A 24,215-nucleotide genomic window follows, 5' to 3' on the forward strand; every position below is an offset into this window, starting at 1 on the left:
TGTTAGGCTGACCACGTGGACGAAGGACTCGCAGACTTGCTGCACCGAGTGGTCATGCTCCTGGGCGACGCGGCCCGGCGGCGCACCGATGGCCAGGACGGCCTGACCTACAGCCAGATCCGGCTGCTCGGCACCCTGGAGGCCATCGAGCCGGCAACCCAGCACCGGCTGGCGCAGGCGATGTCGGTCTCGGACCCGGCGATCAGCCGGGCACTGCGGTCCCTGGAGGCGGACGGCCTGGTGCAGGTGGTCGTCGACCCCGCCCACGCGCGTCGGCGGCTGGTCACGCTTACCGAGACGGGCCGGAAGGCATTCCAGGTCAACGGGAAGCCGCTTTACGACGAGTTCCGCGCTGGGCTTGTCGCCGCGGGGTTCCCTTACGAGCGCTACCTGGAAGACACGCTCCGGCTGGCGGAAATCCTCGAATCCGACTGACGACGTATCGGCGCGAAACCCCGCGCGACTCCGGCACGTGACGCGGCGGGCGTGGGGATCGGTGGGCTCCGGCCGCGCGGGTGCGAGACTGTGCGGCAACTTGACGACGCGAAGGAGCTCGCTGTGGCCTCTGATGCCCTCGAAGGACCGGTCCCGGCGTCGAGCGGGCCGGGGCAACCGGTCCTTGCGCTGCTGGACAAGGCCATCGGCATGCAGACTCCGCTGGTGCGCAAGAACATCGCCCGGGCCCGTCAGCGCAACCCGGAGGCGACGCCGGCGGAGGTCGTGCGCACTCTGGAGCGGATGTACGTCAGCACCCTGGCGGGCAGCGGGGCCGCGGTCGGGGCCACCGCGGCCGCACCCGCCGTCGGCACCGGGATCGCACTGGCGTTGTCGGCGGGCGAGGCCTTCTCTTCGCTCGAACTGAGCGCCCTGTTCGTGCTCTCGGTCGCCGAGGTCCACGGCGTTCCGCTGGACGAGATCGAACGCCGGCGGACGCTGGTCATGGGGATCCTGCTCGGCCAGTCGGGTTCCTCGACCATCGTCGGCAAGGCCGCCGAGCGCACCGGCCAGCACTGGGCCCGCCAGCTGGTCAGCAAGGTGCCCTCGACGGCGTTGAAACAGATCAACGGCGTCCTGGGCAAGAACTTCGTCACCAAGTACGGCACCAAGCAGGGCATCATCGTGCTCGGCCGGGTGGCTCCGTTCGGCATCGGCGCGGTGATCGGCGGTGGCGCCAACGCCACTGTCGCAGCCCTGGCCGTCCGGGCCGCCCGACGCGCGTTCGGTCCCGCGCCGGAGTCATGGCCCCGGACGGAGCTGGATCCCGCGCTTCCCGACTCGGGGCTCTCGGATCGCTGAGCGCATTGCCTGCGGCCCGCACTGCGGCAGCGGCAGGAAAGTGCGACCCGGGATGGTGCCACGTCCGGGGTTGCCGGGAAGCGACCGCGCGACGGAGTGGTCCGGTGATCTCGCCGGACAATCGCTGGTGGATTACTCGACTAAACTCTCGTTTGTCCGTTTTCCAAGTGGGCTTTCGGTTGAAAACAAACCTTCGTCGGTGGTGTATCACCCGCGGAAGCTGGATCGTCACGCAGTGTTCCACCGTGGCAAGTACCCCTCACGCCAGTCTTCCCCCCAAAGACGACCCGGAGGATTTTGATGACTTCCCGGAAACTCGCCGGCTTCACCGCATTCGCCTCGGCCGCCCTGGCCTGTGCGCTCTGCGTTCCGGCTGCCCACGCCGCGCCGTTGTCGGCCGAGGCTGCTTTCACCCTTGCCCAGGGCAATGCCATGACCCAGGCCGACCAGGTGACCGGTGCGCTCGGTGCCGCGTCGGGCGGGTATTACCTCGACAACGGCAAGGCGATCGTCAACGTCCTGGACGACGCCGGTGCGCAAAAAGTCGAAGCGGCCGGTCTCACCGCCAAGAAGGTCACCCACACCTTCGCCGCGCTGACCGGGGTCAAGAACGCCCTCGACAACGTGCGCAACGTGCCGCAAACCTCTTGGGGCATCGACACTTCCACCAACCAGGTCGTCGTGACGATCTTCTCGGCCGCCACCAAGGCGACCGCGGACAAGGTCGCCACCGCCGCCAAGCAGTACGGCGACAGCGCCCGCGTCGAGTACAAGACCGGCAAGCTCGAGCTGTACATCGCCGACGGCGACGCCATCCAGAACAGCAGCGCGCGCTGCTCGCTCGGGTTCAACGTCAAGAGCGGCAGCACCCCGTACCTGCTCACCGCCGGGCACTGCACCAACCTCGGCGGCACCTGGTCCGGCGGCGACGTCAGCGGCGCGCGGGTCGTCCGGAGTGACTGCCCCGGCGCGGACTCCGGTCTGCTGACCCGGCCGAACGGCTCCGGTCCCGGCCGCATCAACACCGGCCAGACCATCACCAGCGCGGCCGCGCCGCGGGTCGGCGAGCGCATCTCCAAGCAGGGCTCGACCACCGGTGGCGGCACCGGCCAGGTGACGTCGGTCGACCAGTCGGTCAACTTCGACGTCGGTGTGCTCAACCACGAGTTCGGGACCACCGCCCACACCGACCACGGTGACTCCGGCGGCCCGGCCTACGACGGTTCCAAGGGCCTCGGCACCCTGTCCGGCGGGAACACGACCGTCAGCTACTTCTACCCGCTGACCCGTGAGCTTTCGTCCTACGGCCTCACTCTGGCCTGACCCACGCCGAACTGATCGCGGCGCCGTCTCCGAAGAGGAGGCGGCGGCGCGATCGCTCGGCTCAGAACGGTTCGGCGACCATCCAGTGCTCGACCAGGCGGCCGTCGACCACCCGGATCATGTCCATGCCCGCGACCTCGAACCGGTCACCGGTCGGTGGCCTGCCGAAGAAGTCGCCGGTGTGGGTGCCGCGGACGGTGTAGCGGTGGGCGACCCACTCGCCGTTCTCGACGTCGGCCTCGACGACGACGTCGAAGTCCGGAACCCCGGCCAGCAGGCCCTCCCACTTCCGCCGCCAGTCCGCGTGGGTGACGCGGTGGCCCTGGTCCCGCGATTCGGGCGCGATGTAGCTCAACGCGGTGTCCAGGTCGCCCGCGGCGCGGGCGGCGAGGATCGCCCGGTTCACCTCGGCGGGGCTCGACGGTGGGGTCATCGGCTCGGTCTCCTCACGGGAAGCAGGTAACGGGGACTGTCCCCGGTACGCTGCCGGTACGATACGGGGACTGTCCCCGGATCGGCAAGAGGTGTCCGATGCCCGAGCCCCGCGCCGACGCCCAGCGCAACCGCCGGAACCTGCTGGCGGCCGCCGAAAGCGCCTTCAACACCCGCGGCGCGGGCGCGTCCCTGGACGACATCGCCCGCGCCGCCGGCGTCGGCAACGCGACGCTCTACCGCCACTTCCCGACGCGGCAGCAGCTGATCGACGCCGTCTACGAAGCGCGCATCGGCGCGCTTTGTGTGCTGGCCGAACAGATGCGCGCCGCCGAACCGGCCGGCGCGGCGTTGCCGGTGTGGCTGCGCGCGGTGGTCGACCACATCAGCGGCAGCCGGGGCCTGCGGGACGCCTTCGTCGACGCCCACCACCTCGGTGCCGGCAGTGGAGCGCCGCAGCTCGCCGAATGGCATCGCATGACCGACGACGCGGCCGTCCCGTTGCTGCACGACGCGCAGGCCGCCGGGACCGCGCACCCGGATCTGCGTGCGGCCGAGCTGATGGCGCTCGTCGCGGCGGTCGCGCACGCCGGCGGCGGCGACCCCGGCGACGCCCGCCGCCTCCTCGGGTTCGTCCTCGACGGCGTCGGCCGGCGGCCCGGGGAGGTCAGGCCCCGGCGAACGCCGTGATCGTGCCGAGGAAGGCGTCCTGGTGATCGGCGAACCCGGGCCGCACGGGTTCGGGGAAGCCGGGTAGCTCCCGCGCGTCGGGCAGCAGCCGCAGCAGCGCGTCCACCGTCCGGCGCTGGTGCACCGGGTTGTGCGGCGCCGACGGGAGCACGCCGGTCGGCACGCGCAGGCCCGCCAGCTCGCCGTCGAGGACCCCGCGCAGCGTCTCGCCCCGCAGCAGCTCGGCGGCGATCGCCGGGTCGGTGACGCGCTCGCGGACGCGGTCGTCGATCGAGGTGTCCCCGGCGGTGGCCGGCCAGGCGAGGAGCAGCCGGCTGACCCGCCCCGGGTGCGTGAGGGCCAGCCGGACGGCGGCCGAGCAGCCGTTGGACCCGGCGACCACCACGACCGGTTCGTCAGGAAGCACCGGCGTCAGGTGGTCCGCTTCGGACTGCCAGCTGCGGGCGCCGGCGAGGCGGTCAGGGGCGTGGACGCGCAGTCCTCGCTGCTCCAGACCGCTGACGACGCCGGTGCTTCCCCAGAATCGCCGGGCGTCCATGTCTTCGTGCAGTCCGCCGTGGACCAGCAGGACGTTCACGCGCGCTCCTTCGGGTCGGCCTCCGCCAGTCAACCGGAAAACCCGGCCGTTGGTAGCCGGTTGGTGAATCTTTGGCGGACGGAAAGGGCGGCGCGCGAACCTTCCTCCCGTCAGACGAGAGGAGGTGAAGATGATGTCGGCAACCACCACCGTGCAGGCCAAGGTCGAGGCTCCGAAGGACGCCACGTTCAGCCTCGACGTGAGCGAGCAGGAACTCCTCGACGAGTTCGGTGTGCTCTCCCTGTGTGAGTACTGCTACGGCGCGTGACCCGGTGAGTGACCTCCCGGCTCGCGCCGCGGGGTCCGGCTCCGCACCGGAGTGACGTTTTCCCAGCGGGTGCGCCCGTCGCGATCGCGACGGGCGCACCCAGTCTTCGACGCCCCACCCAGGAAAGGACCACGGATGTCGTCGCCTGCAGTTGACGCGCCGAAGCGCACGGTCGCGGCCGGAGTCACGACCGCACTGTGGCTCGGCCTCGCGGTGTCCCTGCTCGGGGACAGCTTCTACCGGGTCGGCCTGACCTGGAACGCCACCACGGACGGCGGCATCGGCCCGGCCGCCCTGCTCGGCACGGCGATGGCGCTGCCGGTGGCCCTGCTGGGCATGTTCGGCGGCGTCGTGATCGACCGCTTCAACCGCCCGGGCCTGATGATCGTGACCGACGTCGTCCGGTTCGCCGTGGTGGCGGCGTTCGCCGTGCTCTTCCTCGGCAACGGACCCGGCCTGCCGGCGCTGCTGGCCGGCGCCGCGGTGCTGGCGGCGTCCGGTGTCTGCTTCACCCCGGCGCTGCAGTCGTGGCTGCCCGACCTGTTCCCCGACCGGGACCGGATGATCAAGTTCGACGCGCTGTTCCTGACGACCATCAACGTCGTCGGCGTCGTCGGCCCCGCGCTGGCCGGGGCGCTGTACCCGTTCGTCGGCATGAGCGGGTTCCTCTGGTTCGACGCGGGCACGTTCGCGGTGTCCGCGGTCGCGGTCTTCTACGTCCGGAGAGCGCTTCCCGGACCCGGGACGCCGGCCCTCGCGCCGCCGCCGGAACCACCGCGCCCGCGCCGCAACCTCCTCGCCGACGTCCGGGAAGGACTGCGGTACATCTTCGGCAACGAGGTGCTCCGGCGGCAGTTCACCGTCTTCCCCTTCATGGAGGCCGCGGCCTACTCGCTGGTCTTCCTGCTCCCGTCCTACCTGTCCGCGGCGAAGTACACCGCGAGCTGGCTGTTCGGCGCGCTGCTGGCCGCCAACGCGATCGGCCGGGTGCTGGGGGCCTGGGTGTTCGCGCACACCGGGCTGCGGCGCCGGCGGGGGCCGGTGCTCGCGGTCAACCACCTCTCCCAGGGCGTCATGCTCGGGCTCTTCGTGCTCGTCCCCGACCCCGTCGTCGGCACCGCCGCGTTCCTGCTGATGGGCCTGCCGGCCGGCGCGAGCCAGATCGCCCTGTCCTCCTGGGTCCAGACCAATGTGGACAGACAGTTCCGCGGCCGGGCGTTCGGCACCCTGACGTCCTTCGTGCAGTGGCTGATGCCGCTGGGCCCGCTGTTCTTCGGCTGGCTGGGCGCGCTGCTGGAACCCCGCTGGGCCGTGGTGATCATCGCCGCGACCTTCTTCGCCGGGGGCGCCGCCATCGTTTCGTCCCGCGCGGTAAGGAGCTTGCAGTGACGACCTCAACCCGCCCCGGCGCGCTGTTCCTCGAGACCGGCTGGGCCGAATCCTTCGCGGTGACCGGCGACGGCCGGGTGGCGGTCGCGTGGAGCACCGCCGACGGCCCGCGCGTCCACACCGTGTCAGGTCCGGATAGCCCGCCCGAACCGGCGAACACCCTGCCGAGCATCGACCAGGCCGGCCTCTCCGGCGGGCCGCGGCGGATCGCCTTCTGGGCGCAGCTGGCCGACGAGGACAACCGGTTCGTCCTGTTCACCGCCGTCCCCGGGGAAACGCCGGTGCGGACGGCGATCGAAGCCCCGCGCCAGCCCTGCGGGGTCGCCTGGGCCGGCCCGGACCACGTCGTCACCACCTGGCAGGCCGCCGACGGCCCGGTGCTCGCCCGGGTCGCCGTGACGCCGGGAGCACGTCCCGAGACCCTGTGGCGCCTGCCGGCCTCGCCGCGGTGGCCGGACCCGGTGCCCGACGTCGCGCCGGACGGCCGGATCGTGCTGACCGTCGCGTCCGGGACCGGCCAGGACATCGTGGTGCTCGACCACGGCGTGGTCACCACTCTGCTCGCCGGCAACCGCAGCGCGGCGCCGGCCCGGGCGCGCTGGAGCCCGGACGGCCGGTCGGTCGTCGTGCTCGTCCGGCGGCGGCGGGCCACCGAAGCCCGGCTGATCGACCTGGTCGCCGGCACCATGGAGGTCCTCGACGGGCCCGCGCCGACCGACGTGCCGGTGTGGAACGGCGACGGGACCAAGCTGGCCTTCGCCGCCCACGACTGGCCCGTCACCCGGCTCCACGTCCACGATCTGCCGTCCCGGACGCTGACCGAGGTGCCGGCCCCGGCGGGCACCTGCGCCGAAGCGCCGCAGTGGCACGGCGACGACTGCTACTTCCGCGTGCTCGGCCCGGACCACCCGCCCGCGGTGCGGCGGTGGCGCCCGGGCGCCACCGATGCGCTACCGGTGACCCCGCCGGCGACGGTGTCCCGGCCGGTCTCGCCGTCCGTGGTCCGCTTGCCCAGCCGGGAAGGCTTCGACCTGCCCGCGCTCGCCTACGAGCCGTGGATCCCGGACCGGGGGACGGTCGTGATGCTGCACGGCGGACCCGCATCCTGCTGGCGCAACGGCTGGAACCCGGTCCTGCTCGACCTGCTCGGCGCCGGTTACCGCGTGGTGCTGCTGGAAACCCGCGGCACGACGTTCACCGGCTGGCCGGTGCCCCCGGTGCCGGTCACCGAGCACGGCGTCCGCGAAGTCGAGGACGTCGCCGACAGCGTCGCGGCCCTGATCCGGCTCGGCCTCGCCCAGCCCGGCCGGATCGTCCTGGCCGGCCACAGCCACGGCGCGTTCATCGCCTACCGCGCGTCGCTGGCGCTGCCGGAGGTCGCCGGTGTGATCACGACGAGCGGCTACCTGCACCCGGCGGTGCTGGCCGGCAGCGGCGACCCGGAGGTGCACCGCTTCGCGGCTGCGGCGTTCGCGGACCGGGCCTGGGCCGGTGACCCGGCCGCCGCGCTGCCCTCCCGCTGCCCGGTCCTGTCGGTGCACGGCGAACGCGACAAGCAGGTGCCCGCCGGGGACGCCGAGGCGATGTTCGCCCGCCTCGACGGCGCCGGGCACGAATGGGTGCTGCTGGCGAACGACGACCACAGCTTCCGCATCCGGCGCAACGCCGCCCGCTATGCCGCCGCCGCGCGGGACTTCCTGGGGCGGGTGCTGGCATGACGACCCTGGACTACGACGTCGTCGTGATCGGCGGCGGACCCGGCGGCTCGACGACGGCGACGTTCCTCGCCCGGGCCGGCGCGCGGGTGCTGGTGCTGGAGGGCACCCGGTTCCCGCGCTGGCACATCGGCGAGTCGCTGCTGGCCGCGTCGATGCCGGTCCTCGAGGAGCTCGGCGTGCTGCCGCAGCTGGAGCAGTTCAACCGCAAGCTCGGCTCGCTCTGGGTCTGGGGCGCCTCGCCGTCGCTGATCAGCCTGGAGATGCCGCGGCCCGGCTTCGCGTTCCAGGTGCAGCGCGAGCACTTCGACCAGCTCCTGCTCGACAACGCGCGGGACGCCGGCGTCGACGTCCGCACCGAGACCTGGGCGCGGCAGCCGAGGTGGGACGACACCGGCCGGATGACCGGGCTGCTCGCCCAGGAAGCCGGCGGCACGACCTTCGAGGTGCGGGCGCGCTACGTCGTCGACGCCAGCGGCCTGTTCCAGTTCCTGCCGAAACGCCTGGGCCTGCCGATGGACCTGTTCGGTCCGCAGCGGGCGGCGGTCACCGTCTACTGGGACGACGCGCTGCGCCCGGACGCGCCGCACACCGCCGACGTCATCAGCGAAGCCTGCGCGGACGGCTGGATCTGGTTCATCCCGTTCGCGGACGGCCAGACCGGCGTCGGCTTCGTCGGCGACGCCGAGGACATCACCGGCGCGCCCGCCGAGGTGTTCACCCGGCAGATCGCCAGTTCCCAGCTCGTCCGGCGCCTGCTGGCGAACGCGACCATGGCGCGGAAACCGCGGCTGCTCCGCTACACCAACCACACCGTGGCGACTCCACTGTGGACCGACGGCTACCTGCTCGTCGGCGACACCGCCGCGTTCGTCGACCCGCTGTTCTCCACCGGCATCAACGCGACGCTCTACTCGGCCTCGCTGGCCGCGGCGGGCATCGCGTCGGTGCTGGCGGGCGACCTGCCCGAGGACGGCGCGGCGAAGTGGTACGACGAGCGCGTCCGCGGGCACTACCGCCGCACCACCGAAATGACCAAGCTGCTCTACGCGGCCCACCCCGGCGACACCCGGTTCTGGCGGGCCCGCTCGCTCGAGCACCTGACCGACGGCCAGGCGGAGGAACTGCTGCGCCACATCGGGGCCGGCAGCGTCGAGCTGTTCGCCAAGGCGGAGGCGGACGGCTCGATCCGGCTCCCGGCGGCGGTGCGCCGGCTGCTGCCCGAGTTCACCTCGGCGCTCCCGCCCACCCGTCTGCCCGAGCACACGGTGCTGTCGTTCGCCGACGAGGTCGAGCTGCGCCAGGACTGGACCCGGGCGGGTGGCCGGCTGGTACCGGCGACGCGCGTGGCGCACCGACGGCGTCGCACGCACGAAATCGACTTCTCCGGCGGCACGCCGGGGCAGCGGCTGCTCGCGGCGGTCGACGGCCGGCGCGATCTCCGCAGCCTACTCGAAGCGTCCACATCGGACGGTGCCCGCCGGCAGCACCTGGCCCTGCTGGCCGGGGCGCTGGTGAAGGCGGGCATCTTCCGCGCGGCCGGGGCCGGCCTGCTCCCGGCGGAGAGGTGAGTTCCGATGCACCACAAGCACATCGTGCTCGAGCGCGCCCAGCTGGGCGTCGCGGACGTCCCGGCGCGCGAGCTGGGGCTCGACGACGTGGGCGGCCCGCTCAGCGCGTACCTGCTCCGGCCGTACCTGGACCTGAGCGAGTTCGTCGACGGGCCCAGCGAGACGACGTCGGTCGAGGTCGCGTTCCGCCAGCTCGCCGCGCCGGACGCGCCCCGGCTGATGATCCAGACCCACCCCGGGCGCGGCCTGCGGACCGCGCTCGTGCGCGAAAGCGGCCTGCCGGCCTACGGGATCACCCGGGCGCGGGAGCTGCCCGAGCGGCTGCGCACCGACCGGTGGCGGCAGCTCGTCGAGTGGACGCGGGCCCGGCTGCTGCCGCTGGGCCAGCGGCTGCGGCTCGCGACGCTGCTGAACACGCTGGGCCTGTTCGGCGAGACCGTGGAGCTGTTCACCGGCCGGATCGGGGACGTCGACAGCGGCGACGGCGTCGCGACGGCGCTGAGCATGCAGCTCGCCATCGCCCGGCTGCGCATCGATCCCTCGGCCGACACCGAGCGGGTGAACGCGGCGACCCTGCGGCAGGCCGCGGAGAACGACCGGGGCGACCGGTACGTCCGGCTCGGCGCCGCCCTCACCCTGGTGGTCCTGGCGGCCAAGCGACGGGACGTCGAGGAAGTCCGGCACTGGCGCGAGGTCGCCGAATCCCAGTACGTCCTGCTCGATCCCGGAGCCGGGCTGCCGGACGTGTTGTACGCCAGCACGTTCTGGCGCGCCGTGTGCTACCTGCCGCACCTGCTCGGTGACCGCGTGCGGACCACGGAGGAGCTCGACGCCGCCGAGCACCACGCGCTGGCGTTCCGGCCCCGGGACAGCACCGAGCGGATGGTCTGGGCCGCCAACATGAACCCGCTGCTGGAGACCCGGATGCGGGCCGCGCTCGACACCGGCGACCGCGACGGCGGGTGGGCGCGCCTGTCCCAGCTCGCCGAGCTCGAACCGCTCAGCGCGAAGGTGCGCATCCACGTCGGCAAGTTCCACCTCGACGACGGCGCGCCCGAGAAAGCGCTCCCCGAGCTGCGGCGGGCGATCACGCTGGGCGCGCCGTTCACCGGCCTGTCCTGGTACCTGACGGCCCGCTGCCTGGACCGGCTCGGCGACCACGCGGGCGCGTTGCGGGCCTACGCCGAAGCCGTGCGCGCGGACCCGGCCAGTGTGGACGCCCGGCTGCGCATCCACGAACTGGCCGGGGCGGCGGACGGCGGGCTCGCGGCGTTGCCCGCCTGGGCCGGCGGCTCGCTGGGGGAGATCACCACCCGGCTGAAGGCGCCCGCCCGCACGACGGCGAAGGAGCAGGCACGATGAGACAGCGAGTGCTGACCGCGACGCAGTTCCTCGAGGAGCACGACCTCGTCACCCCGGAGACCGGGACGCTCTCGGGCCACCTGCTCCGCCCGTTCCTCGACCTCGGCGGGCCCGGCGGACCGGTCAACGCGAAGGCCGCGGCCTACGTGGGGGAGAGCGTCGCCGGACCGGAGCCCGAGGCCGACGGCTGGATCGCGCCCCAGGGCAACACGAAACGGTCCCTGCGGACGGCGCTGATCCGCGAGACCGGCCTCGCGAGCTACGACGTCACCTGGCCGGGCGAGCTGCCCGAAACCGCGCGGAGCCCGCACTGGCAGGCGCTGTGCGACGCCGTGGACGCGTGGGACGAGCTGGGCGCGTTCCGGCGCTACCAGGTGATCTGCGCGCTGTACAAGCTGTGCTTGTTCGACGCGGCCGTGGCGCTCGGGGACCGCCTCGGCCCGCCCGGCGAGTTCACCGCGCTGAGCGAGCTGCGGATCATCGGCGCGCGGTCCAAGCTCGGCGAGTCCGTCCACGACCTGGTACCGCGCACACTGGCCGTCTTGGAGCAGACGCCGGCGTCCCCGCGCGTGCGGCTCGCCGTGGCGGTCAACCTGGCCATCCACTACGGCCGGGCCACCCGCGACCGCGAGGCCACCGTCGAGTGGTCGGACCGGGTGCTCGCCGAAGCGGCCGCGCAGCACGCCGAGGGGAGCCCGCGCGACCTCCTGATGGCGAGCATCACCTTGCGCGCGGCCAGTTTCGGCCCGTTCGTGCGCGGGGACCACGACGCCGTGGCGGCGATGCTCAAGCAGGCCGAGGCCCACGCCGTCGACGTCACCGGAGCGCCCGGGGTGCCGCTGGTGCTGGCCGACGAGAACCGCTACGCCGTCCTCGAGACGATCACCAACGCCGCGGTCGCGCGCGGGGACCGTGAGACCGCGCTCGCCGCCGCCACCGCACTGACCGCGCACGACCCGCGGGAACCCCGGGCGTGGCTGCAGCTCGGGGCCGTGCACTGGGACGACGGCCGGACGCCGGACGCGCTGGACGCCTACCGGACCGCGGCCGTGCTGGGCGCGCCCTTCACCGGAACCGCCTGGTACTGCACGGGTCGCTGCCACGAGGCGCTGGGCGACCTCGACCAGGCGGCGCAGGCCTACGCGAACTCCGTCGCCGCGGAGCCGCTGGGCATCACCGCGCTGCACCGGCTGCACGGCGTCGCGGACCGGACCGGCCAGCGGTTCCTCGCCGGCTGGGCGCGCGACCGGCTCCACGTGCTGCACCACCGGCTGGCCGGCCCGGCCGCGCCGGTTCCGTCGTCCACGACCGTCCGACAGGGGGCCCGAGCATGACCACCATCAGTCCCACCGTGCCGTTTTCGCCGGTGCCGAAGGAGAGCGACGCGTCGGTCGCCCGGTTCGCGGAGTTCCGGCTCGCCGGGCTCGGCCGCTTCGCCGGCCTGCTCGGCTCCCGCCTCCCGGCCGCCGAAGCCGCTCTCCTGGAGCGCGGCGCCCGGCTGGCCGCGGAGCTGGACCGTCCGGAATGGACGGACATCGCGCTCCACCCGTACTACTCGTACTGGTGGAGCCGGTTGTCCCAGGCGGTGGCTGCGGGCCGGGCCGCCGAAGTGACGTCGCTGGTCCCCGAGCTGTCCCGCTTCCTGCTCATCCCGCTGCTGCGCCGGGGCGACGTCGACCTGGCCCTGCCGCCACCGCGTGCCGGGGAGCTGCGGTTCCCCGGCCATCGACGGCACCTGCGCGTCGAGGCGTCCGGTGCGCTGCGGGCCCGGGCCACGAACGGCGAGCTGGTGCTCACCGGGCACGACGCCGTGCCGGTGGCCGAGCTGCTGGACGAGCATCGCCCCGGCCCCGGTGTGCTGCGCCCGGCCATCCCCGGCACGGCCGTGGAACTCGACTCGTCCGACCCGTGGGTCGGGGAGTTCTTCGAGGTCGAGAACGTCACCGCGCCCTCGCCGGGACGCAGCCGCGACGACCTCGCACCGGCGGCGGCGGACGTCGCCGCGCAGACCTGGCTGGGCGGTGCCGTGGACCGGCTCGGCCGGGCGTGGCCGGAGATGCGGCGCGAGTTCGAGGACTACGTCCGGCTCGTCGCGCCGTTCTCCAGTCAGGTGCGCGCGGCCTTCACCAACGTCGGCTGGCAGGGCGCTGTGTTCCTACGCACCACCGTCCACGACGACGTCCAGGACGTGGAGCGGCTGGTCCACGAGACCAGCCACCTGCGGCTCAACCTGGTGATGGCGCGCACGAAGCTCTACGACCACGACGCCGCCGACCGGGTGCCGTCGCCGTTCCGCGCCGGGCTGCGCCCGATCATGGGGCTCTACCACGGCGCGTTCGTGGTGACCCGCGCCGCGCGCGCCCTCGACCGGGTGCACCGGCTGGACGGCGATCTCGGCTACGCGGAGCGGATCCCGGTGCTGGTCACGCAGGTGCGGCTCGCGCTCGGCACGCTGCGCCGGGACGTCCGGCTCACCCCCGACGGCGCCGCGCTGCTCGACGAAGCCGACGCGCACATCACCGACCTCGCCGCGGCCTACGGCGCCGCCGCCCCCGACGAACCCAAGATCTACGAGGAGTTCTGAGCGTCATGACCACCCTGGAAGACACGCCCCTGGCCGACGGCGTCGCGGACCTCGCCGTCAGCACCGTCGAGAACGACCTCAGCCGCCGGTTCGTCCTGTCCCGGTTGGACGGTGCTCTCGACCGCATCGCGACGCGCCTGGCGACGGTCCTCACACCCGGCGAGCTGGCCCCGCTGCGGTTCGCGGCCGACGCGCTGAAGGGGTTGCCCGCCGCCGAGCGGGCCGCCGTCGAGTCCCACCCCTACTACATGTACTGGCTGGTCAAGCAGTACGAGCGGAGCGTGGCCGGCCAGCGGGCCGCGCTCCTGGAAGCCATGCCCGACGTCGGGCGGTTCGTGCTGCTGCCCGCGGCCCGGCACGGACTGGTCCCCGGCGGCGGGGTCGAGCTGCGGGCCCGGGGCGGCCAGCTCCGGTTCCCCGGTCACCTCCGGCACGTGCTGCTGCCCGTCGGCACCCCGGACGGCCCGGTCCACGCCACTGTGGACGGTGACCGGCTGAACGTGCGGGGGCCGGGGTGCGACATCCACGTCCCGGTCGCCGAGCTGCTCGGCGAGGTCGCGCCCGGCGGTGGCTCGCCGGTCGCCGAGCGGCCGCTGATCCCGGGCACCGCGATCGAGGTGGACGGCACCGACCCGTTCGTCGGCGACCTGTACGCGTCGATGAACGCCCGGCCGCCGATGGCCGGCTACCCGCCCCGCGACCTCGCCGCGATGCCGGTGGTGGCACCGGAGACGCTCGACCACCTCGCCGCGGCCTGCGCGCTGATCTCGCGCGCCTGGCCCGCCGCGGGCGCCGAGCTGCTCGGCTACACCCGGCTGCTGGTGCCGTTCGTGAGCCGGTCCTACTCGACGTTCGCCGAGGCGGCGTTCCCCGGCGCGGTGTTCATGGGGGAGTGCCGGCACCCGTTCTCGGACCTGATGTACACCGCCGAGCACCTGCTGCACGAGCACAGCCACGTGCGGCTGTGCATGATCATGGAGCAGGACCCGGTCTTCCACGGCAGTGGCGACACGCTCGTCGAGTCGCCGTGGCGGCGCGACCCGCGGCCGCTCATCGGGATCGTGCAAGGGGTCTTCGTCTTCGCCAGGGTCGCGCGGTTCCTGCGGTACGCCCACCGGCTGACCGGCGAACAGCGGTACGCGCGGCGGCGGATCGAGGTCGTGGCCGACGTCGAAGCCGCGTTGCAGGTGCTCGAGATCAACAACGTCGGGTTCACCCCGCTCGGGCGGACCCTGCTCGACCAGTTCGCCGCGGAAGCGCGGACCCCGGTCGAGGCCGGCCCGGGGGAGGAGCGGTGACGGCCGCCTTCGTCCCGGCGCGGCAGCCCGACGATCCCGCGCTGCTGGCCTGCGGTGACGCGGCTCTCCGGTCGCTGACCGCCGTGCTGAACGCCGGCGGTGCCGAGCCGGACGGGCCGCTGGCGGCCGCGCGGGCCCTGGTCGAGGCGGCCGACCCGGCGGCGTTGCGCGCCGCCGTGCTGCACCCGCTGTTCCGGCACTGGCGGTCCACATTGGACGCCCGGGTGAAGATCGGCGCCGGCGACCGGATCTCGGCGTGGCTGGACAGCCTGCCGCGGCTGCTGCTGGCCCCCGCCCTGCTCGCGCGGGACGACTTCGCGCGCGTCCGGGTACCGCTCGTGCGCGGCGACCAGCTGCGCGTTCCCGGGCTGCCGCGGCATCTCGTGGTGCGGCCGGGCACCGACCCGTCGGTGGTCGTGTCGCGGGAAGGCGGCGAGCTGCGCGTCGAACGCGACGGCGTCACCGAGACGTTCCCGGCCGGGATCCTCGCCGCCGCCGGGCTCGGGGAGTCCCGCAGGCCGGTGCTCGCGGGCACCCCGGTGGAGCTGGACGCGACCGACCCGTGGGTCGAGGAGGTGCTCGCCGGGGTCAACGCCACGCCGTCGCCACCGCCGTACCCGCCGCGCGACATCCGCCCGGTGCCCGACGCGACCCGCGTCGAGGCGGTGTTCTCCCGCGCCGCCGGGCTGATCGGCCGCGCCTGGCCGGACTGCCTGGCCGAGCTGACCACCCACGTCCGGCTGGTCGTGCCGTTCACCAGCGCCCTGATGGAGGGGTGGACGTCGCTGTCGCACCTCGGCGCGATCTTCCTCCGGGCCGTGTCGGACGACGACGTGCCCGATCCGGTCCGCTTCACCGCGGAACGGCTCGTGCACGAGGCCGCGCACACCCGGCTGTACGTGCTGTCGGTGCGCACGCGGTTCTTCGCCGAGGGCGGGCAGCACCGGCTGCTGTCGTCGCCGCTGCGCAAGGACGCCCGCCCGGCCGCCGGCGTCTACCACGCGGCATTCGTCCTGGCCCGGGTCGCGGTCGTGATGGCCCGCGCGGCGGCGGTGACGGGCGACGAGCGGTTCGCCGAACGCGGCCACGAATGCCACGCCGAGTTCCGCGAAGCGCAGGACACCCTGGCGACGTCGGGGGCGCTCAGCGAGGCGGGGACCGAACTGCTGGAAGAGGCCGCCGCGCACGCGGCGAGCCCGGCGAGCGGCCGCGTGAGCGGGGCCCGCGCGGAAGGAGAAGGCACATGACGGCGGTCGGCACGGAAACGATGGTCCGGCTGCGGGCCCGGACGCAGCTGGTGAGCGACGGCGAGCGCGTCATCCTGCGCCTCGGGAAGCGGGTGCACGTGCTGGCCCCGTTCGACGAGGCCGTGGAGGAGCTGCTCGCCCGGCTGGCGGAGGGCGCCGAGCCTGAGGTGCTGTCCGGCCGGCTCGCCGCCCGGTTCGGCCCGGCGGCCGCCGCTGCGGCCGAGGCGGCCGTGAACCGGTTGCGGGAGCTGGGTTTCCTCGAAGAGCCGCACACACCCGACGACATCGACCCCGCCGATCTCGCGCGGCTCTCGCGGCTGGTGGACTTCTTCTCCGAGTTCGAGACGCCGGAGACGAGCCGCTTCGACTACATCCGGCGGCTGATCGGGTCCGACGTCGTCGTGCTCGGCACCGGCGGCCTCGGCAGCTGGATGGTCTACAACCTGCTGTGCATGGGTGTCGGGCGGCTGCGCCTGATCGACGGCGACGTCGTGGAGGCCTCCAACCTCAACCGCTCGATCCTCTACGCCGAAGGCGATGTCGGGCGCCGCAAGGTCGAGGCGGCGCGCGACGCGGTCCGGCGGTTCGCGCCGCGCACCGACGTCGAGCTCCACGACCGGTACATCGCCGGCCCGGACGAGCTGGTGCCGCTCATCAAGGGCGCGGACCTGCTGGTGGGGTGCGCGGACACCCCGCCGTGGCTGATCCGGGAGTGGGCCGCGCGCGCCGGGCGGGAGGCCGGGGTGCCCAACATCAACGTCTCGGGCACCCGGGTCGGCCCGCTCTACGTGCCGGGCCGGACCAGCTGCCAGATGTGCGACTGGGCCGCCCTGGTCGACCGCAACCCCAAGATGCCGCGGCTCGTCGAGGCCGGCAGGCGGCTGCCCAAGGGGAACTCCGGCTCGCTCAGCTCCCTGGCGATGCTCGCCGGCGCGCCCGCGGCGCTCGACATCTTCCGCTTCCTGAGCGGGTACGCCCCGCCGGCCACGACGAACGCCGTCGTCGAGATCAGCGTCGACCCGGGGCCGGTGACCGTGCCGCGGCCGCCGCACCCGGAGTGCCCGGTGTGCCACGGCGAAGGCGGACAGGACGGCGCCGGTGCTGCCCGCCCGTGACCGGGTCGGCGCCGTCGCCTTCCGCCGGGCGATGGGCAACTTCGCGACCGGGGTGGCGGTCCTCGGCGTCCACCACGCGGGCGCGTCGCACGGGACCGCCGTCAGCAGCCTGACGTCGGTGTCGCTGCGGCCGCCGATGGTGCTGGTCTGCCTGGCCCGGGAGAGCCGCACCGCGCTGCTCGTGCGGGCCGCCGGGCGGTTCGCCCTCACCGTCCTGGGCGAGCGCGACCACCCGGCCGTCCGGCGGTTCTCCGACGGCGGCCGGCCGGACGGCGCGGCGCAGTTCACCGGCCTCGCGCACCGGACCGGCCCGCACACCGGCGCCCCTTTGCTCACCGGCGGCCTCGCCTGGCTCGAGTGCGAGGTCGCCCGGACCGTCGAGGGCGGCGACCACGACGTGGTCCTCGCCGCCGTCCTCGACGTCACCTCCGCCGCCGACCGCGCGCCCCTCGTGCACTTCCGCGGGGACTACGCCCGGCTCGGCGGCCCGACGCCTCGGGAAAGGGGCTCAGCACATGGAATTCCGTGACGTGATCCGCAAACGGCGGATGGTGCGCTCGTTCACCGACGAGCCGCTCGACGACGAGACCGTGCGGCGGCTGCTCGACGTGGCCAACCGCGGGCCGTCGGCCGGGTTCAGCCAGGGTTACGCGCTGCTCGCGCTGCGGACCGAGGAGGAACGCGCGGAGTTCTGGCTCGCGCTGGGACAGGACCCGGCGAAGGGCAACCCGGTCAAGCGCGCGCCGCTGATCGTCGTCCCGCTCGCCTCGAAGCAGGCGTACCTGGACCGCTACACGCAGGCGGACAAGAACTGGACCGACCGCGCGGAGGACCGGTGGGCGGTGCCGTACTGGTACATCGACACCGGGTTCACGGCGCTGCTGACGCTGCTGGCGACCGTCGACGCCGGGCTGGGCGCGAAGTTCTTCGGCATCCTCCCGCCGGTGCTGGACTCGTTCCGCGAACGCTTCGGCATCCCCGCCGAGTACACGCCGGTCGGCGCGATCGCGATCGGGCACCGCGACTACCGCCTCGACCCGGACCCGCCGTGGCGGCCCGCGATCGCCCGCAAACCCCTGGAAGACGTCGTGCACTGGGGAAAGTGGTGACGCTGCTGACGACCGCGGCGCCGGACGCCGTGCTGCGCGCCGGGCTCGACGCGCTCGTGACGACGGCGGCGACCGCCGCGGTCGCGCACGCGACCGACGGGGTGACGGGTCACAGCGCGGCCGCCGGGACCGCGGACCTGGCCACCGGCCGGCCCGCGGCGCCGGAGCACCTCTTCCGGGCGGGGAGCCTGACGAAGGCGTTCGTCGCGGTCGCCGTCCTCCGGCTCGTGGACGCGGGCGGCGTCGAACTCGACGTCCCGGCCGGCTCGTACCTCCCGGAACTGCTGCGCGACCACCCCCGCGTGACGGTCCGGCAGCTGCTGAACCACACCGGCGGCCTGGTCGACACCACCGAGGTCCGGCCGGTCACCCCGGCCGACCTGCTGACCGCCGCGCGGTTCCGGACCACGGCGCCGAGCCGGCTCGCCGAGGCGGCGCTGGCCCGGCCCGCCCATTTCGAGCCGGGGGCGGAATGGCGTTATTCGAACACCGGTTACCTCGTGCTCGCGCTGCTTCTCGACCGGGTTACCGGTGAGCGGTACGAAACGCTGCTCGGCCGGATCCTCGTGGCCGCCGGACTCGGCGCGAGCGTATTGCCCGGGACGTCGCCCTTCATTCCCGGGCCGCACCTGCGCGGGTACGCCTGGCCCGGCCGGGGTGGCGCGCGGCGGCCGATCGACATCACCGTGCAGAACCCGGCCAAGGCGTGGGGTTCCGGCGATCTGATCACGACCGCCGCCGACCTGTGCCGGTTCTTCACCGCGCTTTTCACCGCCGGTCTGCTCTCCCGCCGCGCACTGCGGGAACTGACCACCACCGTGCCCGCGGACGAGGGACGCGACTGGGGGCTCGCGCTGTTCCGCGGCGCCCTGCCCGACGGGCGGCCGGCGTGGGGCTGCACCGGTGGCTTCGGCGGCTACCTGACCGTCGTGCGGTGCGTCGAAGACCCCTTCCGCTGCGTATCGGTCTCGGTGACGCCGAAGTCGGAGACGGCGCTGCCGGACGTCCGGGCGTTCGCCGACCGAGTGCTCGCCGGGTTCCCCCGGTGAACCGTTGTCCCCCCGCGAGAGAGAGGAAGTGCTGATGGACGCGACCACCTCGGTCCGCTCCCGGCGCCGGAAAGCCAACCTGATCTTTGTCGGCGTGCTTGTGCTGGCCGTGGTGGCCGGCGCGCTCGTGTGGCTCTTCCGGACGCCCCAGGAAGTGCACGCGCAATCCGTTTCCGCGAGTTATCCGGCCGTCCGGCAGGACGCCGTCGTCACCGCGGGAAAGGATTCCGCGCCGGTGACGATCGACGTGTACGAGGATTTCCTCTGCCCGCACTGCGCGGAATTCGAGAAGAAGTATTCCGAGCGGATCCGGACCGAACTCGACGCGGGCCGGCTCAAGGTGCGTTATCACGAACTGCCGATGCTGCAGCGGAAACCGAACAGCGACCGCTATTCGCTGCGCGCGGCCAACGCGGCGTTGTGCGCGGCCGATCAGGGCGGGTTCGTTTCCTACCACGAGACGCTGATGCACAACCAGCCTCCGGAGGCGGCCCCGGTCTTCGACGACCCGAAGCTGATCGCGATCGGGCACGACCTCGGGATCACCGCGCCGGAGTTCGCGGCCTGCGTCACCGGGCAAACCCACTTCGCCGAGGTCGAAGCCGCCTTCGAGCAGGTGAAGGCCGAGCCGGCGTTCCAGGTCGACCGCCCGGACGGCAACGGGCGCGCCTTCCGCGGCACGCCGACCATCGCCGTCGGCACCCGCGTGCTGGACACCGACGACGAGCGGTGGCTGGCGAGCCTGGGGGTCGCGAGCTGAGCCCCGCGGGTCGCTCGAAATCGTCGAACCGGCCCGGCCGGATCGGCGATTTCCGGCAATCGCAGGTCAGGCGTTCGCGGCGCTCGTCGAATCATTTACCAAAGATTGAAAGCTCTTGATCTACTTGTGAGTTCTTGGTAAGCCGGATCCAAGCAGGCTGATCGACTTTGGGGGTTCTTCAGATGCTGAGGTTTTTCGTATTGGGGTCCTTGGCGGTACACCGGGACGGCCGAGCCATCGAACTGGGACCACCCCGCGCGCGCCAGACGCTGGCGACCCTGTTGATGAACCCGGGACGGACGGTGTCGGTCGACCGCCTCGTGGACGTGCTCTGGGCGGAGGAACCGCCCGCCCGCGCCCGGGCCGCCATCCAGGTCTACATCTCCCAGGTGCGGCGCGCGCTCGGCGCGGATCCCCGGGAGTACGTCGTGACCACCGGTTCCGGCTACCGGCTCGACGTCGACCCCGAAGCCGTCGACGTCGGCCGGTTCCGCAGCCTCGTGCGGCTGGCCCGCCGGTCCGACGACCTGCACCGGGTCGCCGGCGACCTGCGCACGGCGCTCGCGCTGTGGCGGGACCAGCCGCTGGTCGGCATGGCCGAGCACGTCCGCGAGGCGCTCTGCGAAGGCCTGGAGAGCGAACGGCTCGACGCGCTCGAACGCCGCGTCGAGTCCGATCTTGCGGTCGGCGGGCACGAAGAACTGCTCGCCGAGCTCTTCACGCTCGTCCGGGAGAACCCGCTGCGCGAACGGCTGCGCAAGGCCCTGATGTGCTGCCTCTACCTGTCGGGCCGCAAGCCCGAGGCCCTGGAGTTCTTCCGGGAGACCCGGCGGCACTTCATCGACGAGCTGGGCGTGGAACCGGGCGCGGAGCTGCGGAACCTGCACGCGGCGATCCTGCGCGACGACCTCGGGGACTTCTACGCGGCCCCGGCCGCCCCGGCGGGCCCGCGGCCCACCCCCGCCCAGCTGCCCGCGCCACCGCCGTCGTTCGCCGGCCGCGCCGCCGAGCTGACGCGGATCCTGCACGCCGGGCACGGCCGGACCGAGGCGCCCCGGATCGTCTCGATCGAGGGCATGCCCGGCAGCGGCAAGTCGGCCGTCGCGCTGTACGCGGCGCACCAGCTGGCCGACGACTACCCCGACGGGCAGCTCTACCTCGACCTGCGCGGGACCGGTGAGACACCGCTGCCACCCGGCGTCGCGCTGGAGCACCTGCTCGGTGCCCTCGACCACCCGGTGCCCGCCGACCCCGCCCGGCGGGCCGCCGCGTTCCAGGAGGTGCTCGCCGACCGCCGGATCCTGCTGCTGCTCGACGACGCCGCGTCCGCCGCCCAGGTGGCCCCGCTGGTGCCGGCCACCGGGCGATGTCTGGTCCTCCTCACGGGCCGGCACCGGCTCACCGGGATCGACCGGCTGGTCCGGCTGCCGCTGCACACCCTCCCCGAGGACGACGCCGTCGCCCTCCTGACCGCCGGCGCCGGGCACCCCGACGCCGGCGGGCGCACGGCCCTGGGCGAGCTGGCCCGCAAGTGCGGCCTGCTCCCGCTGGCCCTGCGCGCGGCCGTCGAGCACCTGGCGTACGGCACCCCGGAGACGGTCACCGCGGAACTGACCGATCCGCTGCGGCAGCTCGGCGGGGTGGCGGCCGCGTTCGGGAGCTCCTTCCGCGCGCTCACCGGCGCCACCCGGGAGCTGTTCCTCCTGCTCGGGCTGCACCCCGGCGCGCCGATCGAAGAGGGCGCGGCGGCGGCGATGGCGGGCGTGACCACTGCGCGGGCGCGTGGGCTGCTGGCGGACCTCGCCGACGCGGGCCTGCTCCGCGCGGAGCCGCCCGGCTTCACGATGCACGAACTGGTCCGGCGCTACGCCGCCGGCCTGGCCGAGCGCCACATCCCGCACCGGACCCGGGCCGCGGTGGTCGACCAGCTCGTCGAGTACTACCTGGACGAGGCGGACACCACGGTCCTCGTCCCGGCCCCGCGGGGCGCGTCCCCCGGCCGCGGCGAGCCGGGCGCCTGCGGCAACCGGCTCCCGGCCCTGCTCGCCCTGGCCGACCTGGACTCCGACGTCGCCCGCCCGGCCCGGTCGATCGCGCTGGCGCGGGCCTGGGCCCGGCACGCGGAGCTCGGCGGCGACCTCGACGCGGCCAAGGCGCTGACGCTGCGGGCCCTGCAGACGTCCCGGCGCACCGGGGACCAGCGCCGGGAAGCCGAGGCCCTGCACGACCTGGGCCGCTTCGAGGCCCGGACCGGCACGCTCGACGACGCCCGGACCCACCTGGTCGACGCGCTGGTGCTCCGGCGGGACCTGGGCGAGGTGCGGGGCGAAGCGCAGACGCTGTCGGTGCTGGCCGAGGTGGCCCGTCTGCTGGGCCCGACGCGGGACGCGGTCGACTTCTGCCGTCGCGCGCTGAACGTCCACCGGCACGCCGGCGACCGCGAGGGCGAGGGGTACGCCCTGCGCGTCCTCGGTGAGATCTCGCTCGACCGGGGCAAACCGGCCGAGGCCGTCGTACACCTGCGCACCGCGCTCGGGCTGGTGGCGGAGACCGGGAACGAGACGCAGCACGGCCTGATCCTCGGCGCACTCGGCCGGGCGCACGCCCTGCTGGGGCACCAGCCCGCCGACGTCACGCACCTCAACCGGGCCCTGGGCCTGCTGAGCCGGCCGCACCACCGGGTCGAGCGGGGGATCGTGCTGACCCACCTCGCCGACGTCCACCGCGACGCCGGGCGCATCTCCGACGCCCTTCACTGCCACCAGCGCGCCCTCGCCCTGGCGAAGATCACCGGGGAGCCGCTGCTGGAAGCGGGCGCGCTCAACAGCTTCGGCGAAACCCTCTACGACGCGGGGGACTTCGACGGCGCGCGGCAGGTGCACGAGTCGGCCCTGCAGCTGGGCCGCCGGACCGGCGTGCGGGCCGTCATCGCCCGGGCGCTGAACGGCCTCGCGCAGGCCGCGCTCGCCGTCGGCAGCCCGGAGAAGGCCCACTGGCTCTGGCGCAGCGCGCTGGGGGAGTGCGAGACGCTCGATTCGGCGCTCACCGCGCGGATCCGGGCGTGCCTGGCGGCCGGAGGCGCCCGTGAGGTGACCCGGTGACCGGCGTGCCCCTGGTCTTCGCCGACCTCGTGCTGATCCTCGTGCTGGCCCGGCTCTGCGGCGCGGTCGCGCTCCGGCTGGGGCAGCCGCCGGTGATCGGCGAGATCGTCGCCGGTCTCCTGCTGGGGCCGACGCTGTTCCACGGCGCGGTCGCCGAGACGCTCGTCCCGGCGGCCGCCCGGCCGACCCTGAGCGCGCTGGCCGACGTCGGGGTCGCGCTGTTCATGTTCGCCGTCGGGTTCGAGCTGGACCACGCGCACCTGCGACGCGCCACCGGCTCCGCGATCGGGCTGTCGGTGGTGAGCACCCTGCTCCCGCTGGGTCTCGGTGCCGGGCTCGGTGTCGTGCTGATCGCCGGGCAGCACCCGCGCAGCCCGCTCGGGTTCGTGCTGTTCCTCGGCGCGGCGATGGCGGTCACCGCGTTCCCGGTGCTGGCCCGGATCCTCACCGACCGGCGGTTGCAGCACACCGCGCTCGGCCGGCTCGCACTGGCGACCGCGTCGATGAGCGACGTGCTCGCCTGGGCGTTGCTCACGGTCGTGGCCGCCATCGCGCAGCCGGCGGGGGCCGGTCCGTGGCGGCTGCTCCTGGTCGTCCCGTTCGTCGCGGCCCTGGTCGCGCTCCGGCCGGTGCTGCGGTGGGCGCTGTGGCGCGAGCGGGGCGAGCGGGCGCGGCGGGTGCCCGCGGACCGGCTGACGGTGGTGTTCGTCGGCGTGCTGGCCGCCGGCTGGATCACCGAGTTCCTGGGCCTGCACCTCATCTTCGGCGCGTTCCTGTTCGGCGCGCTGCTCCCGCGCGGCGAGTCGGCCGACGCCCGCGCGGAGCTGGCCGGTTACGCCGACAAGATCGGGAAGCTGCTGCTGCCGGTGTACTTCGTCGTCGCGGGACTGCAGGTCGACCTCGCCGGCGTCGGCACCGCCGGGCTCCTGACGTCCGGGCTGATCCTCCTGGTCGCGGTCGCCGGCAAGTTCGGCGGCGGCTTCCTCGGCGGCCGGCTGGTCGGGCTGGACACCCGCGACGCACTCGGGATGGGGGCGTTGATGAACACCCGCGGCCTCACCGAGCTGGTGGTGCTGAGCGTCGGGCTCCAGCTCGGTGTCCTGAGTGGAGCGCTGTACTCGATGATGGTCGTGATGGCGATCGTGACGACGGCGATGACCGGGCCGCTCCTGTCGCTGTTCGGCATCGGCGAGCCGGGATCGTTGCCGGACACCGGAAATCTCCGGACGGCCGGAACCGGGAGAAGCCGGGCGAATCGGTAGTCGCGTCGTTCGCCGGGGCCGCGGCGCACCGTACACTTCGGACCGACAGCCGGACGGTGAGCGGGGG

Annotated in this window: 22 protein-coding genes; 20 read left to right on the forward strand and 2 right to left on the reverse strand. The window is 73.8% G+C overall.

Translation table 11 applies throughout. The features are described 5' to 3' along the window. The first annotated feature begins 15 nt into the window (after window positions 1–15). The 3 genes from OG439_RS08545 (at window position 16) to OG439_RS08555 (ending at window position 2,619) form a co-directional block, all read left to right on the forward strand. On the forward strand, window positions 16–435 hold the full coding sequence (locus OG439_RS08545) for a MarR family winged helix-turn-helix transcriptional regulator (protein ID WP_326948825.1): 420 nt from the start codon (window positions 16–18) through the stop codon (window positions 433–435). A 123-nt stretch (window positions 436–558) separates the two neighbouring features. Then, the gene (locus tag OG439_RS08550) at window positions 559–1,296 is read left to right on the forward strand and encodes a hypothetical protein (RefSeq protein ID WP_326948826.1); all 738 of its coding nucleotides are present in this window, start codon (window positions 559–561) and stop codon (window positions 1,294–1,296) included. Window positions 1,297–1,596: 300 nt separating this feature from the next. Further along, entirely contained in the window at window positions 1,597–2,619 is a 1,023-nt protein-coding gene (locus OG439_RS08555; RefSeq protein WP_326948827.1) for a S1 family peptidase, read from the forward strand. A gap of 61 nt (window positions 2,620–2,680) precedes the next feature. Here the strand turns inward: OG439_RS08555 and OG439_RS08560 are convergent, their stop codons facing one another. After that, a complete protein-coding gene (locus OG439_RS08560) occupies window positions 2,681–3,052 on the reverse strand; it encodes an ester cyclase (protein WP_326948828.1) in 372 nt (123 codons plus the stop codon). Window positions 3,053–3,150: 98 nt separating this feature from the next. Between OG439_RS08560 and OG439_RS08565 the strand changes: the two genes are divergently transcribed. Next, a complete protein-coding gene (locus OG439_RS08565; RefSeq protein ID WP_326948829.1) occupies window positions 3,151–3,741 on the forward strand; it encodes a TetR/AcrR family transcriptional regulator in 591 nt (196 codons plus the stop codon). Here OG439_RS08565 and OG439_RS08570 read toward each other — a convergent pair. After that, complete coding sequence (locus tag OG439_RS08570; RefSeq protein ID WP_326948830.1) at window positions 3,719–4,318, reverse strand: alpha/beta fold hydrolase; 600 nt, start codon at window positions 4,316–4,318, stop codon at window positions 3,719–3,721. The genes OG439_RS08565 and OG439_RS08570 overlap by 23 nt on opposite strands. A gap of 130 nt (window positions 4,319–4,448) precedes the next feature. On the opposite strand from OG439_RS08570, the gene OG439_RS08575 reads away from it, so the two are divergent. The 16 genes from OG439_RS08575 to OG439_RS08650 all read left to right on the forward strand — a co-directional run bounded on the left by OG439_RS08575 (window position 4,449) and on the right by OG439_RS08650 (window position 24,148). After that, window positions 4,449–4,586, forward strand: a complete 138-nt coding sequence (locus OG439_RS08575; protein WP_247050999.1) for a hypothetical protein — start codon at window positions 4,449–4,451, stop codon at window positions 4,584–4,586. 135 nt (window positions 4,587–4,721) lie between these two features. Continuing rightward, on the forward strand, window positions 4,722–5,975 hold the full coding sequence (locus OG439_RS08580; protein WP_326948831.1) for an MFS transporter: 1,254 nt from the start codon (window positions 4,722–4,724) through the stop codon (window positions 5,973–5,975). Continuing rightward, on the forward strand, window positions 5,972–7,693 hold the full coding sequence (locus OG439_RS08585) for a S9 family peptidase (RefSeq protein WP_326948832.1): 1,722 nt from the start codon (window positions 5,972–5,974) through the stop codon (window positions 7,691–7,693). The genes OG439_RS08580 and OG439_RS08585 overlap by 4 nt, the downstream gene beginning before the upstream one ends. Beyond that, entirely contained in the window at window positions 7,690–9,261 is a 1,572-nt protein-coding gene (locus tag OG439_RS08590) for an NAD(P)/FAD-dependent oxidoreductase (protein WP_326948833.1), read from the forward strand. The genes OG439_RS08585 and OG439_RS08590 overlap by 4 nt, the downstream gene beginning before the upstream one ends. A 6-nt stretch (window positions 9,262–9,267) precedes the next feature. Next, window positions 9,268–10,623: a tetratricopeptide repeat protein gene (locus OG439_RS08595; protein WP_326948834.1), complete on the forward strand. Its 1,356-nt coding sequence runs from the start codon at window positions 9,268–9,270 to the stop codon at window positions 10,621–10,623. Next, window positions 10,620–11,957, forward strand: a complete 1,338-nt coding sequence (locus OG439_RS08600) for a tetratricopeptide repeat protein (protein ID WP_326948835.1) — start codon at window positions 10,620–10,622, stop codon at window positions 11,955–11,957. The genes OG439_RS08595 and OG439_RS08600 overlap by 4 nt, the downstream gene beginning before the upstream one ends. After that, a complete protein-coding gene (locus tag OG439_RS08605; RefSeq protein WP_326948836.1) occupies window positions 11,954–13,207 on the forward strand; it encodes an aKG-HExxH-type peptide beta-hydroxylase in 1,254 nt (417 codons plus the stop codon). Before OG439_RS08600 ends, OG439_RS08605 begins: the two co-directional genes overlap by 4 nt. A 5-nt stretch (window positions 13,208–13,212) precedes the next feature. Next, entirely contained in the window at window positions 13,213–14,505 is a 1,293-nt protein-coding gene (locus OG439_RS08610) for an aKG-HExxH-type peptide beta-hydroxylase (RefSeq protein ID WP_326948837.1), read from the forward strand. Further along, complete coding sequence (locus OG439_RS08615) at window positions 14,502–15,752, forward strand: aKG-HExxH-type peptide beta-hydroxylase (RefSeq protein ID WP_326948838.1); 1,251 nt, start codon at window positions 14,502–14,504, stop codon at window positions 15,750–15,752. The genes OG439_RS08610 and OG439_RS08615 overlap by 4 nt, the downstream gene beginning before the upstream one ends. Further along, window positions 15,749–16,867, forward strand: a complete 1,119-nt coding sequence (locus OG439_RS08620; protein WP_326948839.1) for a HesA/MoeB/ThiF family protein — start codon at window positions 15,749–15,751, stop codon at window positions 16,865–16,867. The genes OG439_RS08615 and OG439_RS08620 overlap by 4 nt, the downstream gene beginning before the upstream one ends. Further along, entirely contained in the window at window positions 16,851–17,396 is a 546-nt protein-coding gene (locus OG439_RS08625) for a flavin reductase family protein (RefSeq protein WP_326948840.1), read from the forward strand. Before OG439_RS08620 ends, OG439_RS08625 begins: the two co-directional genes overlap by 17 nt. Then, window positions 17,383–17,976 (forward strand): nitroreductase family protein, encoded by a 594-nt coding sequence (locus tag OG439_RS08630; protein ID WP_326948841.1) that lies wholly within the window; start codon window positions 17,383–17,385, stop codon window positions 17,974–17,976. The genes OG439_RS08625 and OG439_RS08630 overlap by 14 nt, the downstream gene beginning before the upstream one ends. Next, the gene (locus tag OG439_RS08635; RefSeq protein ID WP_326948842.1) at window positions 17,970–19,025 is read left to right on the forward strand and encodes a serine hydrolase domain-containing protein; all 1,056 of its coding nucleotides are present in this window, start codon (window positions 17,970–17,972) and stop codon (window positions 19,023–19,025) included. The genes OG439_RS08630 and OG439_RS08635 overlap by 7 nt, the downstream gene beginning before the upstream one ends. Window positions 19,026–19,059: 34 nt before the next feature. Then, window positions 19,060–19,785, forward strand: coding sequence for a DsbA family protein (locus OG439_RS08640; RefSeq protein ID WP_326948843.1), 726 nt, complete (start codon window positions 19,060–19,062; stop codon window positions 19,783–19,785). A 182-nt stretch (window positions 19,786–19,967) separates the two neighbouring features. Next, window positions 19,968–22,886, forward strand: a complete 2,919-nt coding sequence (locus OG439_RS08645; protein ID WP_326948844.1) for an AfsR/SARP family transcriptional regulator — start codon at window positions 19,968–19,970, stop codon at window positions 22,884–22,886. Further along, entirely contained in the window at window positions 22,883–24,148 is a 1,266-nt protein-coding gene (locus tag OG439_RS08650) for a cation:proton antiporter domain-containing protein (RefSeq protein ID WP_326948845.1), read from the forward strand. Before OG439_RS08645 ends, OG439_RS08650 begins: the two co-directional genes overlap by 4 nt. Window positions 24,149–24,215: the final 67 nt, after the last annotated feature.

Origin of the sequence: Amycolatopsis sp. NBC_01307, assembly GCF_035975215.1 — a bacterium.
Lineage (GTDB): Bacteria > Actinomycetota > Actinomycetes > Mycobacteriales > Pseudonocardiaceae > Amycolatopsis.